The organism is Streptomyces hydrogenans, assembly GCF_014656075.1.
GTDB classification, from domain to species: domain Bacteria; phylum Actinomycetota; class Actinomycetes; order Streptomycetales; family Streptomycetaceae; genus Streptomyces; species Streptomyces hydrogenans.
In genome coordinates this window covers 65,639-81,851 of the sequence record NZ_BNBS01000025.1, presented here as the reverse complement: position 1 = coordinate 81,851, position 16,213 = coordinate 65,639, and the positions used below count along the sequence as shown (strand labels likewise).

13 protein-coding genes are annotated in these 16,213 nt (G+C 73.3%); 4 read left to right on the top strand and 9 right to left on the bottom strand.

Going from position 1 to position 16,213, the window contains the following annotated elements; all coding sequences use genetic code 11:
* Nucleotides 1-58: 58 nt before the first annotated feature.
* From IE321_RS13775 to IE321_RS13750, 6 genes are all read right to left on the bottom strand, one after another.
* Complete coding sequence (locus IE321_RS13775; RefSeq protein WP_043229121.1) at nucleotides 59-613, bottom strand: bacterial proteasome activator family protein; 555 nt, start codon at nucleotides 611-613, stop codon at nucleotides 59-61.
* 182 nt (nucleotides 614-795) lie between these two features.
* On the bottom strand, nucleotides 796-3,660 hold the full coding sequence (locus IE321_RS13770; RefSeq protein WP_190223075.1) for an FtsX-like permease family protein: 2,865 nt from the start codon (nucleotides 3,658-3,660) through the stop codon (nucleotides 796-798).
* A complete protein-coding gene (locus IE321_RS13765) occupies nucleotides 3,657-4,400 on the bottom strand; it encodes an ABC transporter ATP-binding protein (RefSeq protein ID WP_043229124.1) in 744 nt (247 codons plus the stop codon). Before IE321_RS13765 ends, IE321_RS13770 begins: the two co-directional genes overlap by 4 nt.
* A 100-nt stretch (nucleotides 4,401-4,500) precedes the next feature.
* A complete protein-coding gene (locus IE321_RS13760; protein ID WP_226652156.1) occupies nucleotides 4,501-5,211 on the bottom strand; it encodes a PadR family transcriptional regulator in 711 nt (236 codons plus the stop codon).
* 98 nt (nucleotides 5,212-5,309) lie between these two features.
* On the bottom strand, nucleotides 5,310-6,203 hold the full coding sequence (locus tag IE321_RS13755) for a hypothetical protein (RefSeq protein WP_190223074.1): 894 nt from the start codon (nucleotides 6,201-6,203) through the stop codon (nucleotides 5,310-5,312).
* Between the two features lie 156 nt (nucleotides 6,204-6,359).
* Nucleotides 6,360-8,030, bottom strand: a complete 1,671-nt coding sequence (locus tag IE321_RS13750; protein WP_190223073.1) for a protein kinase domain-containing protein — start codon at nucleotides 8,028-8,030, stop codon at nucleotides 6,360-6,362.
* Between the two features lie 288 nt (nucleotides 8,031-8,318).
* Between IE321_RS13750 and IE321_RS13745 the strand changes: the two genes are divergently transcribed.
* Nucleotides 8,319-9,956 (top strand): protein kinase domain-containing protein, encoded by a 1,638-nt coding sequence (locus IE321_RS13745; RefSeq protein ID WP_190223072.1) that lies wholly within the window; start codon nucleotides 8,319-8,321, stop codon nucleotides 9,954-9,956.
* 15 nt (nucleotides 9,957-9,971) lie between these two features.
* On the opposite strand, the gene IE321_RS13740 is transcribed toward IE321_RS13745, so the two are convergent.
* From IE321_RS13740 to IE321_RS13730, 3 genes are all read right to left on the bottom strand, one after another.
* On the bottom strand, nucleotides 9,972-10,988 hold the full coding sequence (locus IE321_RS13740) for a phosphotransferase (protein ID WP_043229129.1): 1,017 nt from the start codon (nucleotides 10,986-10,988) through the stop codon (nucleotides 9,972-9,974).
* A gap of 23 nt (nucleotides 10,989-11,011) precedes the next feature.
* On the bottom strand, nucleotides 11,012-11,443 hold the full coding sequence (locus IE321_RS13735) for a pyridoxamine 5'-phosphate oxidase family protein (RefSeq protein ID WP_190223071.1): 432 nt from the start codon (nucleotides 11,441-11,443) through the stop codon (nucleotides 11,012-11,014).
* A gap of 141 nt (nucleotides 11,444-11,584) precedes the next feature.
* Nucleotides 11,585-12,244 (bottom strand): response regulator, encoded by a 660-nt coding sequence (locus IE321_RS13730; protein WP_043229136.1) that lies wholly within the window; start codon nucleotides 12,242-12,244, stop codon nucleotides 11,585-11,587.
* A gap of 343 nt (nucleotides 12,245-12,587) precedes the next feature.
* Here IE321_RS13730 and pdhA point away from each other — a divergent pair, with 343 nt between their 5' ends.
* From pdhA to IE321_RS13715, 3 genes are read left to right on the top strand one after another with little or no spacing between them, the layout of a single operon-like run.
* Nucleotides 12,588-13,769, top strand: coding sequence for a pyruvate dehydrogenase (acetyl-transferring) E1 component subunit alpha (pdhA, locus tag IE321_RS13725; RefSeq protein ID WP_043229138.1), 1,182 nt, complete (start codon nucleotides 12,588-12,590; stop codon nucleotides 13,767-13,769).
* Nucleotides 13,770-13,771: 2 nt separating this feature from the next.
* Nucleotides 13,772-14,752, top strand: coding sequence for an alpha-ketoacid dehydrogenase subunit beta (locus tag IE321_RS13720; protein WP_190223070.1), 981 nt, complete (start codon nucleotides 13,772-13,774; stop codon nucleotides 14,750-14,752).
* Between the two features lie 10 nt (nucleotides 14,753-14,762).
* Nucleotides 14,763-16,154, top strand: coding sequence for a dihydrolipoamide acetyltransferase family protein (locus IE321_RS13715; protein WP_190223069.1), 1,392 nt, complete (start codon nucleotides 14,763-14,765; stop codon nucleotides 16,152-16,154).
* The last annotated feature ends 59 nt before the right edge of the window (nucleotides 16,155-16,213 follow it).

Here is a 16,213-nt window from a genome sequence, read left to right as displayed (position 1 = left end):
CGGCCCGGCGCGCACGTGGCGCGCCGGGCCCGTCTCCGTACGGACGTCCTCGGAAGCCCTACAGGTACGGCCCCGAGCCGACCGCGCGGCCGTGGCCGCGGCCGCCGTCCTCGTCGTCATCGTCGTGCGAGACGCCGGGGGGCAAGGCCCGCCGCATCTGCTCCAGTTGGGCGCGGGCCGCCATCTGCTGGGCGAACAGCGCCGTCTGGATGCCGTGGAAGAGGCCCTCCAGCCAACCCACCAACTGGGCCTGCGCGATCCGCAGTTCCGCCTCGGAGGGGATGGCCTCGTCGGTGAACGGGAGCGACAGCCGCTCCAGTTCCTCGACCAGCTCCGGCGCCAGGCCGTCCTCCAGCTCCTTCACCGAGCTGGCGTGGATCTCCTTGAGCCGGACCCGGCTGGCCTCGTCGAGAGGTGCCGCCCGAACTTCCTCCAGAAGCTGCTTGATCATGCTGCCGATCCGCATGACCTTCGCAGGCTGCTCGACCATTTCCGTCACCGGGACCTCGCGGGGTTCGTCGTCGCCCTGGGCGCCGCCGAGTGCCATCCCGTCCTGTCCCACGATGAGGACCTGGGGGCTCTCCTGCGACCTGTCATTCCTCGGCATCTCCATGCCGCCATTCTCTCGCACACATGCCTTACCACCAGGTGTGCCCGGGGAGGAGGGTGATCCACCCTCCTCCCCGGGCACGGTACGAGCACGGAAAGGCGTCAGGTCCCGGGGACCGTCGGCGCGCGGGACGGCCGGATCCAGGCGGTCGCCGGCCCGCGCGGGACGTCAGGTCCCGGCCGGCGTCACGTCGCCGCGCGCCGGGCCACCGCCCCCTTGGAGCGGGTCACCAGGGCGGCGAGCAGCGCCGCGCCGAGCGGGACGGCGACGAGCAGGGCCGCCAGCGTCTCCCAGGGCACCACGATCGGCACGTACGGCGGGGTGAGGTCGCCGCCCCAGCCCTCGGCGATGGTCTGCTCGTGGAAGCGGAGCTGCTGGCGCTCCTCGGTGAGCCGCAGGCCCATGGCGGGCAGCAGTCCGGCGAGGGAGCCGAGGACGACGCCCATCGCGGCGACCACACCGCACTGGAAGCCGCTGAGGGTGCGGCGGACGCGCGGCGGGGCGCCGACGGCGGCCAGCGTCTTCAGATCGGCCTCCGCGTCGGCCTGGGCGAGGCCGGTGGCGATGCCGGCGGCGCCGATGGTGACCAGGCCGGCGAAGACGGTCAGCGCGAGCAGGAAGATGCTGTCGTCGGAGACGTAGCCCTCCTCGATGGTGAGGTCGACCCCGGCGCCGATCTTGGCGAGTTCGGCGTCGAGCTTCTGGCGCTGCTCGGTGCCGGGCAGGCTGTCGGTGTTGAAGTAGGCGCCGAGGGGCACGGTGGTGAGACCGGCGGCCTTGGCGGTCGCGGGGGTCATCAGCAGCTGGAGGCCGTAGGTCTTCTGGTCCCCGGTCACCAGGTGGGCGGGGATCGAGGAGACCTTGCCGGGGGCCGGCTTGTTGTCCGCGGACGCCTCGTCGGCGGCCTTCGTGTCGGTGATCTGCTTGATGCCGACCGTGCCGTCCTTCGCGAGCAGCGGCTTGCTGAAGGCGACGGCCCTGCCGTCCGCGAGCGCCTGTTCGGCGGCGGGGTCGGTGATGCCGAGGACCTTCAGGAGCCGGGCGTCGCCCACGAGGAGGCCGCCGTCGACGTAGACGCTGCCGCCGCCGTCGCCCTGCTTGCAGCGCCAGTCCTCGCGGAGCAGGGTGCGGCGCTGTTCGGGGGTGAACTTCTCGGACGGGTCGCTGCCGTCGGTGGTCGGGACCCACATCGGGCACACGTTGGCGGGCGGCACCATCACCTCGTAGAGGCCGCAGCCGGCGTCGCCGCCCCAGGCGGGGCAGCCGGGCTTGCCGACGGCGACGCGGGAGACGTCGGCGCGGGTGTCGACCGACAGGTAGCGCTGGACGGCGTCGGCGACGGCGGGGACGTCCCGGCCGCCGTCCTCCATCTGGAAGAAGGAGACGGCGCCGTGCGGCAGGCTGGCGCTGTACTCGGCGCGGTACTGCGCGTCGCTGCTGGACGTGTACGTGGCGACGGCGACGGTGCCGGCCACGGCGGCGAGCACGGCGGCGACCGCGGGGGCCGTACGGCCCCGGTTGCGGACGGCGTCGCGGAGCGCGAGCCGCGGCGAGAGCGGCAGCCAGCGGCCGGCCCGCCCGAACAGTCCGACGATGGCGGGGGTCATGGCGACGACGCCCAGCTCGGCGAGGGCCGAGCCGCCGGCGACGATGATGAACTGGTCGGTGACGACCGAGCCGTACAGCGCGATGGCCGCGCCGACGAGCAGCGCCACCAGGCCGAGGACGGGCAGCACCTTGCTGGTGGAGCGGACGCCGCGGCGGCCGGTGAGCGAGGCGAGCACGGTCTGCCGGGAGGCGGTGACGGCCGGGACGATCGCGGCGAGCAGACCGGTGAGGACGGCGAGCAGCGCGATGCCGAGGAGTTCGAGCGGCCGGACGTCGAAGGAGCCGAACCGCTGCCCCATGAACTCCTCCAGGAACGGCTGGAGGACCAGGGTGAGGACCACGGCGAGGACCGTGCCGACGACCGCCGCGGCGACGCCGATGACCAGGCCGCCGCTGAGCACGATGGCGCGGATGTGGCTGCGGGAGCCGCCGTTGGCGCCGACGAGGCCGAGCTGGCGGCGGGAGCGGCGGGCGCCGACCGCGAACGCGGGACCGGCGAGCAGGCAGATCTCCAGCATCGCCAGGCCGACGACGGTGGCGAGGGTGGCGAGGAGCAGGGCGTCGGCGCCGGCGCTGGACTCGAAGTCGCCCCAGTCGTCCCGCTGGTAGAGCGGGACCTCGGAGTCGGCGGGCGGGTCGAGCCGGACGGTCCGGGAGACGACGGTGACGCCCTTGGTGTTGATCTCCTTCACGCTGTTCCACGTGAAACCACCGGCGTGCTGCACGAGATAGCTGACGGACGTGCCGGGGGCCAGCGATCCGGCCTTCTCCACGGCCTTTCCGTACGGGGCGAGGAAGGCCCCGGGGAGCGCGGTGATCTGCGCGGACTTCAGGCTGTCGGGCAGCTCGTAGGAGCCCACGATCCGGTACGGCCGGTCGAAATTGCGAGCGGAAACGGTCGAGCCGATCGAGAGGCCGCTCTGCTCCAGGAAGGCGGAGGTGGCGATCACCTCGTCGGCCTTCCGCGGGTAGTGGCCGTCGACGAGGGTGGTGATGCCCCGGGCGATCGGGTCGTCGGCCTTCATCTCCCGCACGTCGGTCTGGAGCAGGCCGTGCACGGTGGTCAGTTTGGCGGCGCCCTGGGTGTCGGTGATCCAGCGGGCGCCCGCGGGTATGACCTTGGTGAGGTCGGTGGAGCCGCTGGGCCAGGCGGCGCCGTCCTTCACGTCCGCCGGGTAGACGTTGTCGCCGTCGGGGCTCTGGAGGATCGGCACGCCGCCGAAGTCGGGGTCGCGGAAGACGGCGTCGGCGGTGCCGATGGACCGCTCCAGCTGTTCGGAGACGGAGAGTTCGGAGCTGCGGATGGTGAGATCGGCGGCGCTGACCCCGAGGATGGGGAGGGCGATCATCGCGAGGACGAGCGAGCTGCGGCCCTTGGCGCGCCATGCGTCGCGGCGGGCGATGCGGACGGCCGCCCGCCAGGAGTGGAGCCAGGTCTTCACGCGTCCGCCACCCGGCCCGTCAGGAGGGAGTCGGCCTCGCTGCGCACGGTCTGGTCGACGATGGCGCCGTCGCGCAGGAAGACGACCCGGTCGGCCCAGGCGGCGAAGCGGGGCTCGTGCGTGACGAGGACGCCGGCGGCGCCCGCGTCGCAGCGGGAGCGGAGCAGGGCGAGGACGGACTCGCCGGTCTCGGAGTCGAGGGCGCCGGTGGGCTCGTCGGCGAGGACGAGGCGGCGGTCGCCGACGAGCGCGCGGGCGATGGCGACGCGCTGCTGCTGACCGCCGGACATCTCGTCGGGGAAGCGGTCGGCGAGGTGGCCGAGGCCCATCTCCTCCAGCGCGGCGAGCGCCTCGACGCGGGCCTTGCGGGCCGACATGCCGTCGAGCTCGCGCGGCAGGGAGACGTTCTCGGCGGCGGTGAGCGCCGGGATGAGGTTGTAGTCCTGGAAGACGTAGCCGATGCTGCGGCGGCGCAGGGCGGCGAGCTCCTTGAGCCCGGCGGTGGTGATGTCGGTGCCCTCGACGATCACCTGCCCCGAGGTCGGGGCGTCGAGGCCGCCGGCGATGGTGAGCAGCGTGGACTTGCCTGAGCCGGACGGGCCCATGACGGCGACGAGTTCGCCGGGGTGCACGTCGAGGTCGATGCCGCGCAGGGCGTGCACCTCGGTGGCGCCGGACCCGTGGACCCGGGTCAGGTTCTGCAGGCGCAGCACGGGCTGCGCGGCGAGCGGTGTGGTCATTGGAGGGGTCCCCCTTGGGGCGCGCGGCGGCGGACGGCCGCGCACGGATGCGAGCGGTGTGGAAGAAGAGGTGTGTGCGGTACGGGGCTCGGGCCGTCGGTCAGCGGCCCCGGCCCCCGGCCCGGGCCCCCCGCCGGCCCCCCGACCCACCCGCTTCTCCCCCACCGCCCGCCCCCGCGCCGGGCGCGTGCGGAGCCCCCGGCCCGTGCCCCGGCTCCACGGCGGCGGAGGCGGAAGCGGTGTCGGAAGGTGCGGGGGCGACGGCGGTGGCGGAGAGGCGGATCAGCCGGGACTCGCAGTGGTCGAGCCAGCGGGCCTCGGCCTCGGTCTGGAAGATCAGCTGCTCCAGGACGAGGAGCCAGGCCACGTCGTCGCGTTCGCGGGAGGCGGTGTCCTCCAGGGCGGCGAGGGCCTGGGCCTTGAGCCGGGTGTAGTCCTGCATGGCCTTCACGGTGTGGCGGCGCTGGGACTGGATGACGGCGCGGATGTCGACGCCGGGTGCCCCGACGGCCATGGCGAGCTTGATGGCGAGCTCGTCGCGGGCCGGGCTGGTGCGGTCCACCGGCTTCTCGAACCAGGTGCGCAGTTCGGCGCGGCCGGCGTCGGTGATCGCGTAGAGCGCGTGGCCGGCGCCGTCCTCGCCGCTCTGGCCGACGAGCCCGTCCCGTTCGAGCCGGCCCAGGGTCGTGTACACCTGGCCGACGTTGAGGGGCCAGGTGGCGCCGGTTCGGGACTCGAACTCGGTGCGCAGCTGGGAGCCGTAGCGGGGACCGTGTTCGAGCAGGGCGAGCAGCCCGTGGCGGATCGACATACCGAGTATGTATACCGGGTATGCCGAGAGCCGGAAACCGTCGCGAGACTGACGACGCGGGTCCGTCTCAGGGGGGAGCCGCCGGGTACCGCGGGGGGTCAGCGGCGGCGCAGCCGGAGCCCCAGGAAGCCGAGCCCGAGGCCCATCAGGGTCAGCCCCACGCCGAGGGTGAGCAGGGGAACGCGCTGGTCGGAGGTGGTGGCGGAGTTCCGGACGGCCAGCTGGGGGGCGACGGCGGGACGGCTGGCGCGGGCCGCTTCGGGGCGGGCGGCGGGCTCCTCCCCGGGTACCTCGGCGTCCTCCTCGGGGAGGCGGTCGTCGGCGACGGATTCTGTTGCCGTTCTGTCACGCGAGGGCTCGGCGGCGTCGGTCTCGGTGGCCGTGGGCGTGGCGGGTTCGGGGCGGCCGGGCCGGGTGCGGCCCTCGCCGGCGGGCCGGCCGGCGAGGGAGGGGGAGCCGGTGGGCGCGGGGGCGTCGGTGGCGGGGTCGGCGGGTCTGCCGGGGCGGGGGGCGTGGCTTCCGGCGGATGGGGTGGTGCGGGGTCCGCCGGTGGCGGTGGGCACGGCGGTGCCGGTGGCGGAGGGAGCGGTGGGGGTGCCCGGGCCCGGCGCCGGGGTCGTACCGGGGCGGACGGTCGCGGAGGGCCCGCCCGTGGCGATGGCGGACGCGGTGGGGCTGGGGGCGGACGCGGAGGAGGAGGGTGCGGCGGGGGTCGAGGAGCCGGTCGCGGTGGGTCCGGCGGTGGGGCCGTGGGCAGTGGGGCCGGCGGTGGGGCCGTGGGCGGGGGCGCGCGCGGGGCCCGCAGCGCGTCCGGCGGGTGCACCCGAGGTGCCGGCCGGGGTGCCCGAGGGGGGTGCGGCGGCTCCGGCCAGGGGGGCGCCGGAGATGCCGTACAGGGTGAAGGCGCAGGCCAGGGCGGGGGCGAGCGCGGTCCGCCGGAGGGCGGCGCGGGACCCGGAGGTCCGCTCGCGCCCGCCCGCCGGCGTGCGCACCCGCCGCCACACCCGTGCCCGTGCGGCGGCGCGTCCACCGTCACCGCGTCCGCCGGTCCCGCCGCGTGTGGGAGTCACCGGGAAACCCTCCCCTGCCGTGCCGCCGAGCTGTCCGACTCAGCGTCACATAGCGGGACGATTCCGGCATCCGGGCGGCTACTTCTGGGGGTTGCCCGTGGAGATCTCCAGCGTGAACTCGGCGTCCTTCGCGGAGATGTCCTCACCGGCCGGCGGGTACTGGCCGAGGATCGTGTCCTCGCCGTAGGTGTTCTCGTCCGTCGGGTTCTGCTTCTTGATCTTCCAGCCGGCCGCGCGGACGCAGTCCTTCACCGAGGAGAGGTTCTTGTAGGTGAAGTCCGGCACCTCGAACTTGTCGGGGTCGTCGCTCGACTCCCGCGGCTCGGTGCACTTCTTGATGTCGATCGTCTTCGACAGGTCCGGGCCCTTGTGGCCGGGGCTGTCGGTCTCGGTCTGCTCGGTGCCGCCGGTCTGGCCGCCGGTCTGGGAGCCGGTCACGCCGCCGGTGCCGCCCGCGGTGGGGTCCTGCTCCTTCTCCCACGGCTTGAGGGCGATGAGCACCCCGCCGAGGGCGATCAGGACCACGAGCGCCGCGCCGACGATCATCGGCGTGTTCCGGCGCGGGGCCGGGGAGACCGGGGCGGGGGTCGGCGCGGGCGCGTACGAGACCGGCGGGGTCGCGTAGCCGGGGGCCGGCGTCGGCGCCTGCTGCGGGTAGCCGTAGGCGGGGCCGGGCATCGGCGCGGGGGCCGGGGTCGGCGGTCCGTACGGGCCGGGCTGCGGGGTCGGCGGCTGGTACGGCTGCTGCACGTGCGGCGCGGGCTGGTGCGGCGGCGGAGTCTGGCCGACCGGCGGGAAGACGGCCGAACCGACGCCGGAGCCGCTGCTCAGCGGGGCGCCCGGGACGATCACGGGGGCGGCGGACTGGCCGGCGGACAGCACCCGCAGGCACTCGTCGCGCATGGCCGCGGCGCTCGGGAACCGCTCGTTCGGGTTCTTCCGCAGGGCGCGGGCGACCAGCGCGTCCATCGCCGGCGACACGGAGCGGTTCACGGAGGACGGGGCGACCGGCTCCTCCTGCACGTGCGCGTAGGCGATGGCGAGCGGCGAGTCCGCGTCGAAGGGGAGGCGGCCCGTCAGCAGCTGGAACAGCATGATGCCGACCGAATAAAGGTCGGACCGGGCGTCCACGGGCCGGCCCAGGGCCTGCTCGGGGGAGAGGTACTGCGGGGTGCCGACGACCATGCCGGTCTGCGTCATGGAGGTGACGCCGGACTGCATGGCGCGGGCGATGCCGAAGTCCATGACCTTCACGACGCCGCGCTTGGTCATCATCACGTTGCCGGGCTTGATGTCGCGGTGGACCAGCCCCATCTCGTGGCTGACCTCCAGGGCGGCGAGCACGTCCGCCGTCACCTTCAGCGCCTTGTCGGCGGGCATCGCCCCGTACTGGTGGACGTCGGAGGCGAGGACCGAGCCGAGCGGCTGCCCCTCCACGTACTCCATGACGATGTACGGCATCATGCCGCCGTCGAGGGTGTCCTCGCCGGTGTCGAAGACCGAGACGATGTTGGTGTGCGAGAGCTTCGCCACGGCCTGCGCCTCGCGGCGGAACCGCTCGCGGAAGGACGCCTCGCGGCCCAGCTCGGTGTGGAGCGTCTTGATCGCGACCTGGCGGTCCAGCGCGCTGTCGTACGCGAGGTAGACCGAGGCCATGCCGCCCTCGCCGAGGAGGTCGCGCAGCTGGTAGCGGCCGTTCGCGACCGAACCGCCCGCGTAGCGGCCGCCCTGAGCGCCGTCGTGGCTCATGTGTGCTGTCCCCCTGCGCCCCGCGGCGTCGGTCTGTCGTCTCCGGCCGGACCTCGATATCCGGCCGATTCTGCGCCAAGTCTGCCCGAGGCCCCTGACACGTCAAGCCGCGTGCCCGTTCCGTGACCCTCTGTACGGCCCGCGTCGCCGGGGGCGCGGCCAAACTCACGGAATTTGCACAGGCGTACACGAGAAGGGTTGGATGGCCGGTCATCGCGGACCGTGATGTCGTACGAAGCCTGTAGCGTGACGACTGGACACGGCACGCACAGACGACGGCGAGGACTCATGGAACCCGGATCCGACGCAGAGTCGTGGGGGACTGACCGCGTCGTCGGCGACGGCCGCTACCGCCTGACGCACCGTCTGGGACGCGGCGGCATGGCCGAGGTCTTCGCCGCCGAGGACGTGCGGCTCGGCCGCACCGTCGCGGTGAAGCTGCTCCGCTCCGACCTCGCCGAGGACCCGGTCTCCAAGGCGCGGTTCACGCGCGAGGCACAGTCGGTCGCGGGCCTCAACCACCACGCGATCGTGGCGGTGTACGACTCCGGCGAGGACGTCGTGGACGGCCGCCCGGTGCCGTACATCGTGATGGAGCTCGTCGAGGGCCGCACCATCCGTGACCTGCTGGTCAGCGCGGAGGCGCCCGGTCCCGAGCAGGCGCTCGTGATCGTCTCCGGCGTCCTGGAGGCGCTGGCGTACTCGCACCAGCACGGCATCGTGCACCGGGACATCAAGCCGGCCAACGTGATCATCACGAACACCGGCGCGGTCAAGGTCATGGACTTCGGCATCGCCCGCGCGCTGCACGGCGCGCAGGCGACGATGACCCAGACCGGCATGGTCATGGGCACCCCGCAGTACCTCTCCCCAGAGCAGGCGCTCGGCAAGGCCGTCGACCACCGCTCGGACCTGTACGCGACGGGCTGCCTGCTCTACGAGCTCCTCTCGCTGCGGCCCCCCTTCACGGGCGAGACGCCGCTGTCCGTGGTCTACCAGCACGTGCAGGACATCCCGGTCCCGCCGTCCGAGGTCCGCGGCTCGACGCCGCCGGAGCTGGACGGCCTGGTGATGCGCTCGCTCGCGAAGGAGCCGGACGACCGGTTCCAGAGCGCAGAGGAGATGCGCGGGCTGATCCAGTACGGCCTGGAGATGCTCCAGCAGCAGGGCGGCCACACGGGCACCTGGAGCACCGGTCCGGTGAGCGTCTACGAGGGCGGGCACACGCCCGGCCAGGGCATGACCGCGACGACCGCCATGGGCCACCCGCCCCTCGGCGAGACCGCGCAGGGCCGGCTCGTCCCGCTGCCCAACCCCGACGACGGCGGCTACTACGGCGGCGGCTACGACGACGGCACGGGCGGCACGGGCGGGACCGGCGGCTACGGCGCGAACGGCGGCTACGGCGGCCAGGACGGCGGCGACGGGCGCAAGCGCTCCCGGATGGTGCTGTTCGCGGCGCTCGCGGTGATCGCGATCGTCGCCGGCGTCGTCTTCGCGGTGCAGATGGCCGGCGGCGGCGACAAGAAGAAGGACCCGATCACGACGCCGACCACGGTGTCGGACTCGCCGTCCACCGCCTCGGAGGAGCCCCCGCCGTCGGAGGAGCCGTCCGAGGAGACGTACGAGCCGCCGACGAGCGGCGGCGACAGCACGCAGAACCCGTGGCCGCCGACCACCGCGCCGACCACGACCGCGCCGACGCCGACGCAGGAGCCGACGACCGACCCGACGACGACGCCGCCGACCACGGCGCCGCAGACGACGCCGCCGACCACGGCGCCGACGCCGACGGACGACACGACGACCGAGCCGACCGACGGCGGCGCCACCGGCGGCGACACCGACCCGACCGGCGGGGGCAACGGCGACCCGGACACCCCGCCGACCGGCAGCTCGGCGGGCGACACGGGAACGACCCCGTAGCCCCTCAGGGGGTTCTCACGTGGAGAAGGCGTCGCGGACGGCGTCGTACTCCCGGGTCCACCACACGGCCAGGGCCGACACCGCGGGGAACTGCGGGTCGGCCCTGCGGTCGTTCAGCTGGTAGCGCCAGCGCAGCGTCCAGAAGTCGTTGAGCCGCTCCCACCACACCCGGTGCACCGCCGCGGCCAGCTCCGTGCCGTCGGCGCCGGCCGCACGCCGGTACGCGCGCGCGTAGGCCCGCACCTTCTCCAGCGCCAGCTCGCCCCCCGGTCGTACGAAGAAGATCGCGGCGGCCCGGACCGCCTCCTCCGCGCGGGGGCGCACGCCGAGGCGGTCCCAGTCGACGATCGCGGCCGGTTCGGCGCCCCGGTAGAGCAGGTTCAGCGGGTGGAAGTCGCCGTGCACCCAGCCGGCCGCGGCGGGCGCGGGAGGGCGGCGGTGGGCGTGCTGGGCGAGCAGCCGGCGCCGCTCGCGCAGCCGGTGCTCGGCGAGCGCGTCGAAGCTGCCGTGCGGGCGGTGGGCGCGGGCCAGGCGGATCAGCTCGGCGATGTCCCGGAAGGTGTCCTCGGGGCGGGCGCTGTCGTGCCGGTCGCCGGGCGGCGGGGGCTCCATGACCCGGTCGAGGGTGGTGTGGACGCGGCCGAGGAGGGCGCCGAGGCGGCGGGAGCCGCCGGTGGTGAGCTGGGCGCCGTCGCGGTGCCGGCCCTCGACCCAGGGGTGCAGGGCGTAGCAGCGGCCGTCGATGACGGCGACGGTGCGGCCGCGGCTGTCGGGCAGCGGCGGGGCCACGGGCAGGCCGAGGGCGTGCAGCCGCTGGGTGGCGCGGTGCTGGCGGGTGATGGTGGCCCGGTCGGCGGTGGGGGCGTCGAGGTGCTGCTTGAGGAAGTAGCGGCCGCGGGTGGTGGCGAGACGGTAGCCGCGGTTGAGCAGGCCCTCGGTGACGGGGACGCAGGACAGGGGCTCGCCGGCGTGCGGGTGGCGGCGCAGCAGGGCGCCGACCGGAGGAGCGGAATGTTCAGATGAGCGCGGCACTCCGCAGATGTTAGATCACGCGGTCACGCTGCGTGGTGCAGATGGCGTGCGCGGGAGCCGGCCGACGGGCCGTAGTCGATGTTGTGCACCGTGACGAACTGGGGTTCGATGCGCATGAAGACGGGGACGAAGGGCTCGCCGTCCACGCTCAGCGGCTCGGGACCGAAGGCGTCCAGCTCGGCCTCGGACGGCTCGACGATCTCGGCGGTGCCCGTGAACTGCACCGAACACAGCGTGCCGGACTCCGGATCGAGGTCGTCGGCCCCGTAGGCGACGACGCTCCCGCTGCACGCCTGGTGGTAGCCGAGCCCCTCGTGCATGCGGATCAGGACGCTGCCGTCGGAGACGATGTGCCGGGCGGGCGCGACGAAGGGCATCGCCCGCATGCTCGTGGCGACCCGGCCGTACGACGCACGGCCGAGCAGTTCGATGGCGCGGATCTCCTCGGTGGACATGCTTCCACTGTCCGCCACCGGCACCCTGTCGGGAAAGGGGCCGGGGCCCCGCGTCGTGGGGGACGTAGGTCCCGAACGCGGGCCGCGGGCCCGGACCGCTCCCTCCGGGTGGGACCGGGGGAGCGGCCGGGCCCGGTGTCCTCAGTGGCGCTCGGCCTGCATGCGCGCCACGTAGGCGGCGGCCTGCGAGCGGCGCTCCATGCCGAGCTTCGACAGCAGGCTGGAGACGTAGTTCTTGATGGTCTTCTCCGCCAGGTGGAGACGCTCGCCGATGGCCCGGTTGGTCAGGCCCTCGCCGATCAGGTCGAGGATCTTGCGCTCCTGGTCGGTGAGGTGGGCGAGCTTGTCGTCACCCTTCGGGTTGTTGCCGTCCCGCAGCCGCTCCAGGACCCGGGCCGTCGCCACCGGGTCGAGCAGCGACTTGCCGGCCGCCACGTCCCGGACCGCGTTCAGCAGTTCGTTGCCTCGAATGGCCTTGAGGACGTATCCCGAGGCACCGGCCATGATCGCGTCGAAAAGCGCCTCGTCGTCCGCGTACGAGGTCAGCATCAGACATTTGATCGACTCGTCCTGGGAGCGCACCTCGCGGCAGACCTCGACGCCGCTGCCGTCCGGCAGCCGCACGTCGAGCACCGCCACGTCGGGGCGGGTCGCGGGGATCCTGACCAGGGCGTCGGCCGCGGTTCCGGCCTCGCCGACCACCTCGATGTCGTCCTCCACGGAAAGCAACTCGTGGACGCCGCGCCGGACGACTTCATGGTCGTCCAGCAGAAATACCCGGATTTTTCCATCTTCGCGCACGAAGCCAGTCTCACATATTGGCTCTTCCGGTGCCCGGGGTGTGCGGGTTACGGTGCCGGATGTTCCGACGACGTCGTCGGGCCGCTGCTCGGCGCGCTGACCTGGGCGAGCTTCCGCTTTTCTCGATTTACTTGGAAATCCAAGCAAAATCGCAGGTCAAGTGGGGTTACGCAGGAATGCCGCGCAATGGGTAACGTGCCTCATGACGGCGCTCGCCGGGACACCTGTCACGCCCGACCCCGGCCGCGTCGCACCCACCCCGTGCGCAGGGTACGGATAAGGCGGAGAGCCGCACTGGCCTTGCCGGCGAACCCGGGGGCCGGACCGACGGAGGAGCACGCACGTGACCGTGGAGAGCACTGCCGCGCGCAAGACGACGCGACGCAGCAGCGGCGCCAAGCGCACCACCGGCGCCAGCGCCGGCGCAAAGAAGGCCGACCAGGCCCCTGCCGGGGAGCCCGAGCTCGTTCAGCTGCTGACGCCCGAGGGCGAGCGCGTCCAGCACCCCGACTACGACATCGACCTGAGCGCCGAGGAGCTGCGCGGTCTCTACCGCGACATGGTCCTCACCCGCCGCTTCGACGCCGAGGCGACCGCGCTCCAGCGCCAGGGCGAGCTGGGCCTGTGGGCCTCGCTGCTCGGCCAGGAGGCCGCCCAGATCGGCTCCGGCCGGGCCCTGCGGGACGACGACTACGTCTTCCCCACCTACCGCGAGCACGGCGTGGCCTGGTGCCGCGGCGTCGACCCGACCAACCTGCTCGGCATGTTCCGCGGCGTGAACCACGGCGGCTGGGACCCGAACAGCAACAACTTCCACCTGTACACGATCGTCCTCGGCTCGCAGACCCTGCACGCCACCGGCTACGCCATGGGCATCGCCAAGGACGGCGCGGACTCCGCCGTGCTCGCCTACTTCGGCGACGGCGCCTCCAGCCAGGGCGACGTCAACGAGTCGTTCGTCTTCTCGGCGGTCTACAACGCCCCGGTCGTGTTCTTCTGCCAGAACAACCAGTGGGCCATCTCCGAGCCCATCGAGAAGCAGACCCGCGTCCCGCTCTACCAGCGCGCCCGCGGCTTCGGCTTCCCCGGCGTCCGCGTCGACGGCAACGACGTCCTCGCGTGCCTGGCCGTCACCCGCTCGGCCCTGGAGCGCGCCCGCCGCGGCGAGGGCCCGACGCTCGTCGAGGCGTTCACCTACCGGATGGCCGCCCACACCACCTCCGACGACCCGACCCGCTACCGCCGCGACGCGGAGCGCGAGGCGTGGGAGGCGAAGGACCCGATCCAGCGCCTGCGGACGTACATGGAGAACGAGGGCCACGCCGACGCGGCCTTCTTCGAGGAGCTGGAGGCCGAGAGCGAGAACCTCGGCAAGCACGTCCGCGAGGTCGTCCGCGCCATGCCGGTCCCGGAGCACATGGCGATCTTCGACCACACGTACGCGGACGGGCACGCGCTCGTCGACGAGGAACGCGCGGAGTTCGCCGCCTACCAGGCGTCCTTCGCGAACGGAGAGGCCGAGTAATCATGGCTGTGCAGAAGCTTCCCCTCGCGAAGGCGCTCAACGAGTCGCTGCGCAAGGCCCTGGAGACCGACCCCAAGGTCGTCGTCATGGGCCTGGACGTCGGCAAGCTCGGCGGTGTCTTCCGCATCACCGACGGCCTCCAGAAGGACTTCGGCGAGGACCGGGTGATCGACACCCCGCTCGCCGAGTCCGGCATCGTCGGCACCGCGATCGGCCTCGCGCTGCGCGGCTACCGCCCCGTCGTGGAGATCCAGTTCGACGGCTTCGTCTTCCCGGCGTACGACCAGATCGTCACCCAGCTGGCCAAGATGCGGGCCCGTTCGCTCGGCACCGTGAAGATGCCGGTCGTCATCCGCATCCCGTACGGCGGCGGCATCGGCGCCGTCGAGCACCACTCCGAGTCGCCCGAGTCGCTCTTCGCGCACGTCGCGGGCCTCAAGGTCGTCACCCCGGCGAACTCCTCCGACGCCTACTGGATGCTCCAGCAGGCGATCCAGAGCGACGACCCGGTCATCTTCTTCGAGCCCAAGCGCCGCTACTGGGACAAGGGCGAGGTCGACACCGAGGCGATCCCCGGCGAGCTCCACAAGGCCCGGGTCGCCCGCGAGGGCACCGACCTCACCCTGGTGGCCTACGGCCCCATGGTGAAGACCTGCCTGGAGGCGGCCACGGCCGCCGCCGAGGAGGGCAAGTCGATCGAGGTCGTCGACCTCCGCTCGGTCTCCCCGCTCGACTTCGACACCATCCAGACCTCGGTCGAGAAGACCGGGCGCCTGGTCGTCGTCCACGAGGCACCGGTGTTCTTCGGTTCCGGCGCGGAGATCGCCGCCCGGATCACCGAGCGCTGCTTCTACCACCTGGAGGCCCCCGTCCTGCGGGTCGGCGGCTACCACGCGCCGTACCCGCCGGCGCGCCTGGAGGAGGAGTACCTGCCGGGCCTGGACCGCGTGCTCGACGCCGTCGACCGCTCGCTGGCGTACTGAGGAGAGCACGATGACGATCCGCGAATTCAAGATGCCCGACGTGGGCGAGGGCCTGACCGAGGCCGAGATCCTCAAGTGGTACGTCCAGCCCGGTGACACCGTCACCGACGGGCAGGTCGTCTGCGAGGTGGAGACGGCCAAGGCCGCAGTGGAGCTGCCGATCCCCTTCGACGGCACCGTGCACGAGCTGGTCTTCCCCGAGGGCACCACGGTCGACGTCGGCCAGGTCATCATCTCGGTGAACGTCGGCGGCGACGCGCCCGCCGCGGCGCCGGCCCCGGCCGTCCCGGCCCCCGTCGCGGCCCCCGCGCCGGAGGCCGAGGCCGAGGAGCCGCAGGGCCGCCAGCCGGTCCTCGTCGGCTACGGCGTGGCCGCCACCTCCACCCGGCGCCGGGCCCGCAAGGCCCCCGCCGGCTCCGCCGCCGCGCCCGCGGCGGTGGTCCCCGAGCAGCTGAACGGCCACGGCTCCGTGACCGCCGCGGCCAAGCCGCTGGCCAAGCCGCCGGTGCGCAAGCTCGCCAAGGACCTCGGCGTGGACCTGACGGTGGTCGTCCCGACCGGTCCGGACGGGATCATCACCCGGGAGGACGTGCACCGCGCCGCGGCGCCGGTCACCGAGCCGGCCCCGGCCGTCGCGGCCCCGGCCCCGACGCCGGTCCAGGCGCCCGTCGCCGTCACCGCCCCCGTGGCGGCGGGCGACGCGCGGGAGACCCGCGTCCCGATCAAGGGCGTCCGGAAGGCGACGGCGGCGGCGATGGTCGGCTCGGCCTTCACCGCCCCGCACGTCACCGAGTTCGTGACCTTCGACATCACGCGCACGATGAAGCTGGTCGAGGAGCTCAAGGCCGACAAGGACCTGGCGGGCCTGCGGATCAACCCGCTGCTGATCATCGCCAAGGCCGTCCTGGTCGCGGTCCGCCGCAACCCGGAGATCAACGCGGCCTGGGACGAGGCGGCCCAGGAGATCGTCCTCAAGCACTACGTGAACCTGGGCATCGCCGCGGCCACCCCGCGCGGTCTGATCGTGCCGAACATCAAGGACGCGCACGCCCAGACCCTGCCGGAGCTGTCCCGCTCCCTGAGCGAGCTGGTCGCCACCGCCCGCGAGGGCAAGACGACCCCGGCGGCGATGCAGGGCGGCACCTTCACCATCACCAACGTCGGCGTCTTCGGCGTCGACACCGGTACGCCGATCCTCAACCCGGGCGAGTCCGCGATCCTCGCGGTCGGCGCGATCAAGCTCCAGCCCTGGGTCCACAAGGGCAAGGTGAAGCCGCGCCAGGTCACCACGCTGGCACTCTCCTTCGACCACCGTCTGGTCGACGGCGAGCTGGGCTCCAAGTTCCTCGCCGACGTGGCCGCGGTCCTGGAGCAGCCGAAGCGGCTCATGACCTGGGCCTGACGACCCGCCCGCCGCGTTTCACGTGAAACAGGCCCGTCCGCATCGCGGACGGGCCTGTT

What these genes read in the sequence shown, in the direction of transcription:
- IE321_RS13775 (WP_043229121.1), bottom strand. Translation starts at nt 613, where the DNA reads ATGGAGATGCCGAGGAATGACAGGTCGCAGGAGAGCCCCCAGGTCCTC.
- IE321_RS13765 (WP_043229124.1), bottom strand. Translation starts at nt 4,400, where the DNA reads ATGACCACACCGCTCGCCGCGCAGCCCGTGCTGCGCCTGCAGAACCTG.
- IE321_RS13760 (WP_226652156.1), bottom strand. Translation starts at nt 5,211, where the DNA reads ATGTCGATCCGCCACGGGCTGCTCGCCCTGCTCGAACACGGTCCCCGC.
- IE321_RS13750 (WP_190223073.1), bottom strand. Translation starts at nt 8,030, where the DNA reads ATGAGCCACGACGGCGCTCAGGGCGGCCGCTACGCGGGCGGTTCGGTC.
- IE321_RS13745 (WP_190223072.1), top strand. Translation starts at nt 8,319, where the DNA reads ATGGAACCCGGATCCGACGCAGAGTCGTGGGGGACTGACCGCGTCGTC.
- IE321_RS13735 (WP_190223071.1), bottom strand. Translation starts at nt 11,443, where the DNA reads ATGTCCACCGAGGAGATCCGCGCCATCGAACTGCTCGGCCGTGCGTCG.
- IE321_RS13720 (WP_190223070.1), top strand. Translation starts at nt 13,772, where the DNA reads ATGGCTGTGCAGAAGCTTCCCCTCGCGAAGGCGCTCAACGAGTCGCTG.
- IE321_RS13715 (WP_190223069.1), top strand. Translation starts at nt 14,763, where the DNA reads ATGACGATCCGCGAATTCAAGATGCCCGACGTGGGCGAGGGCCTGACC.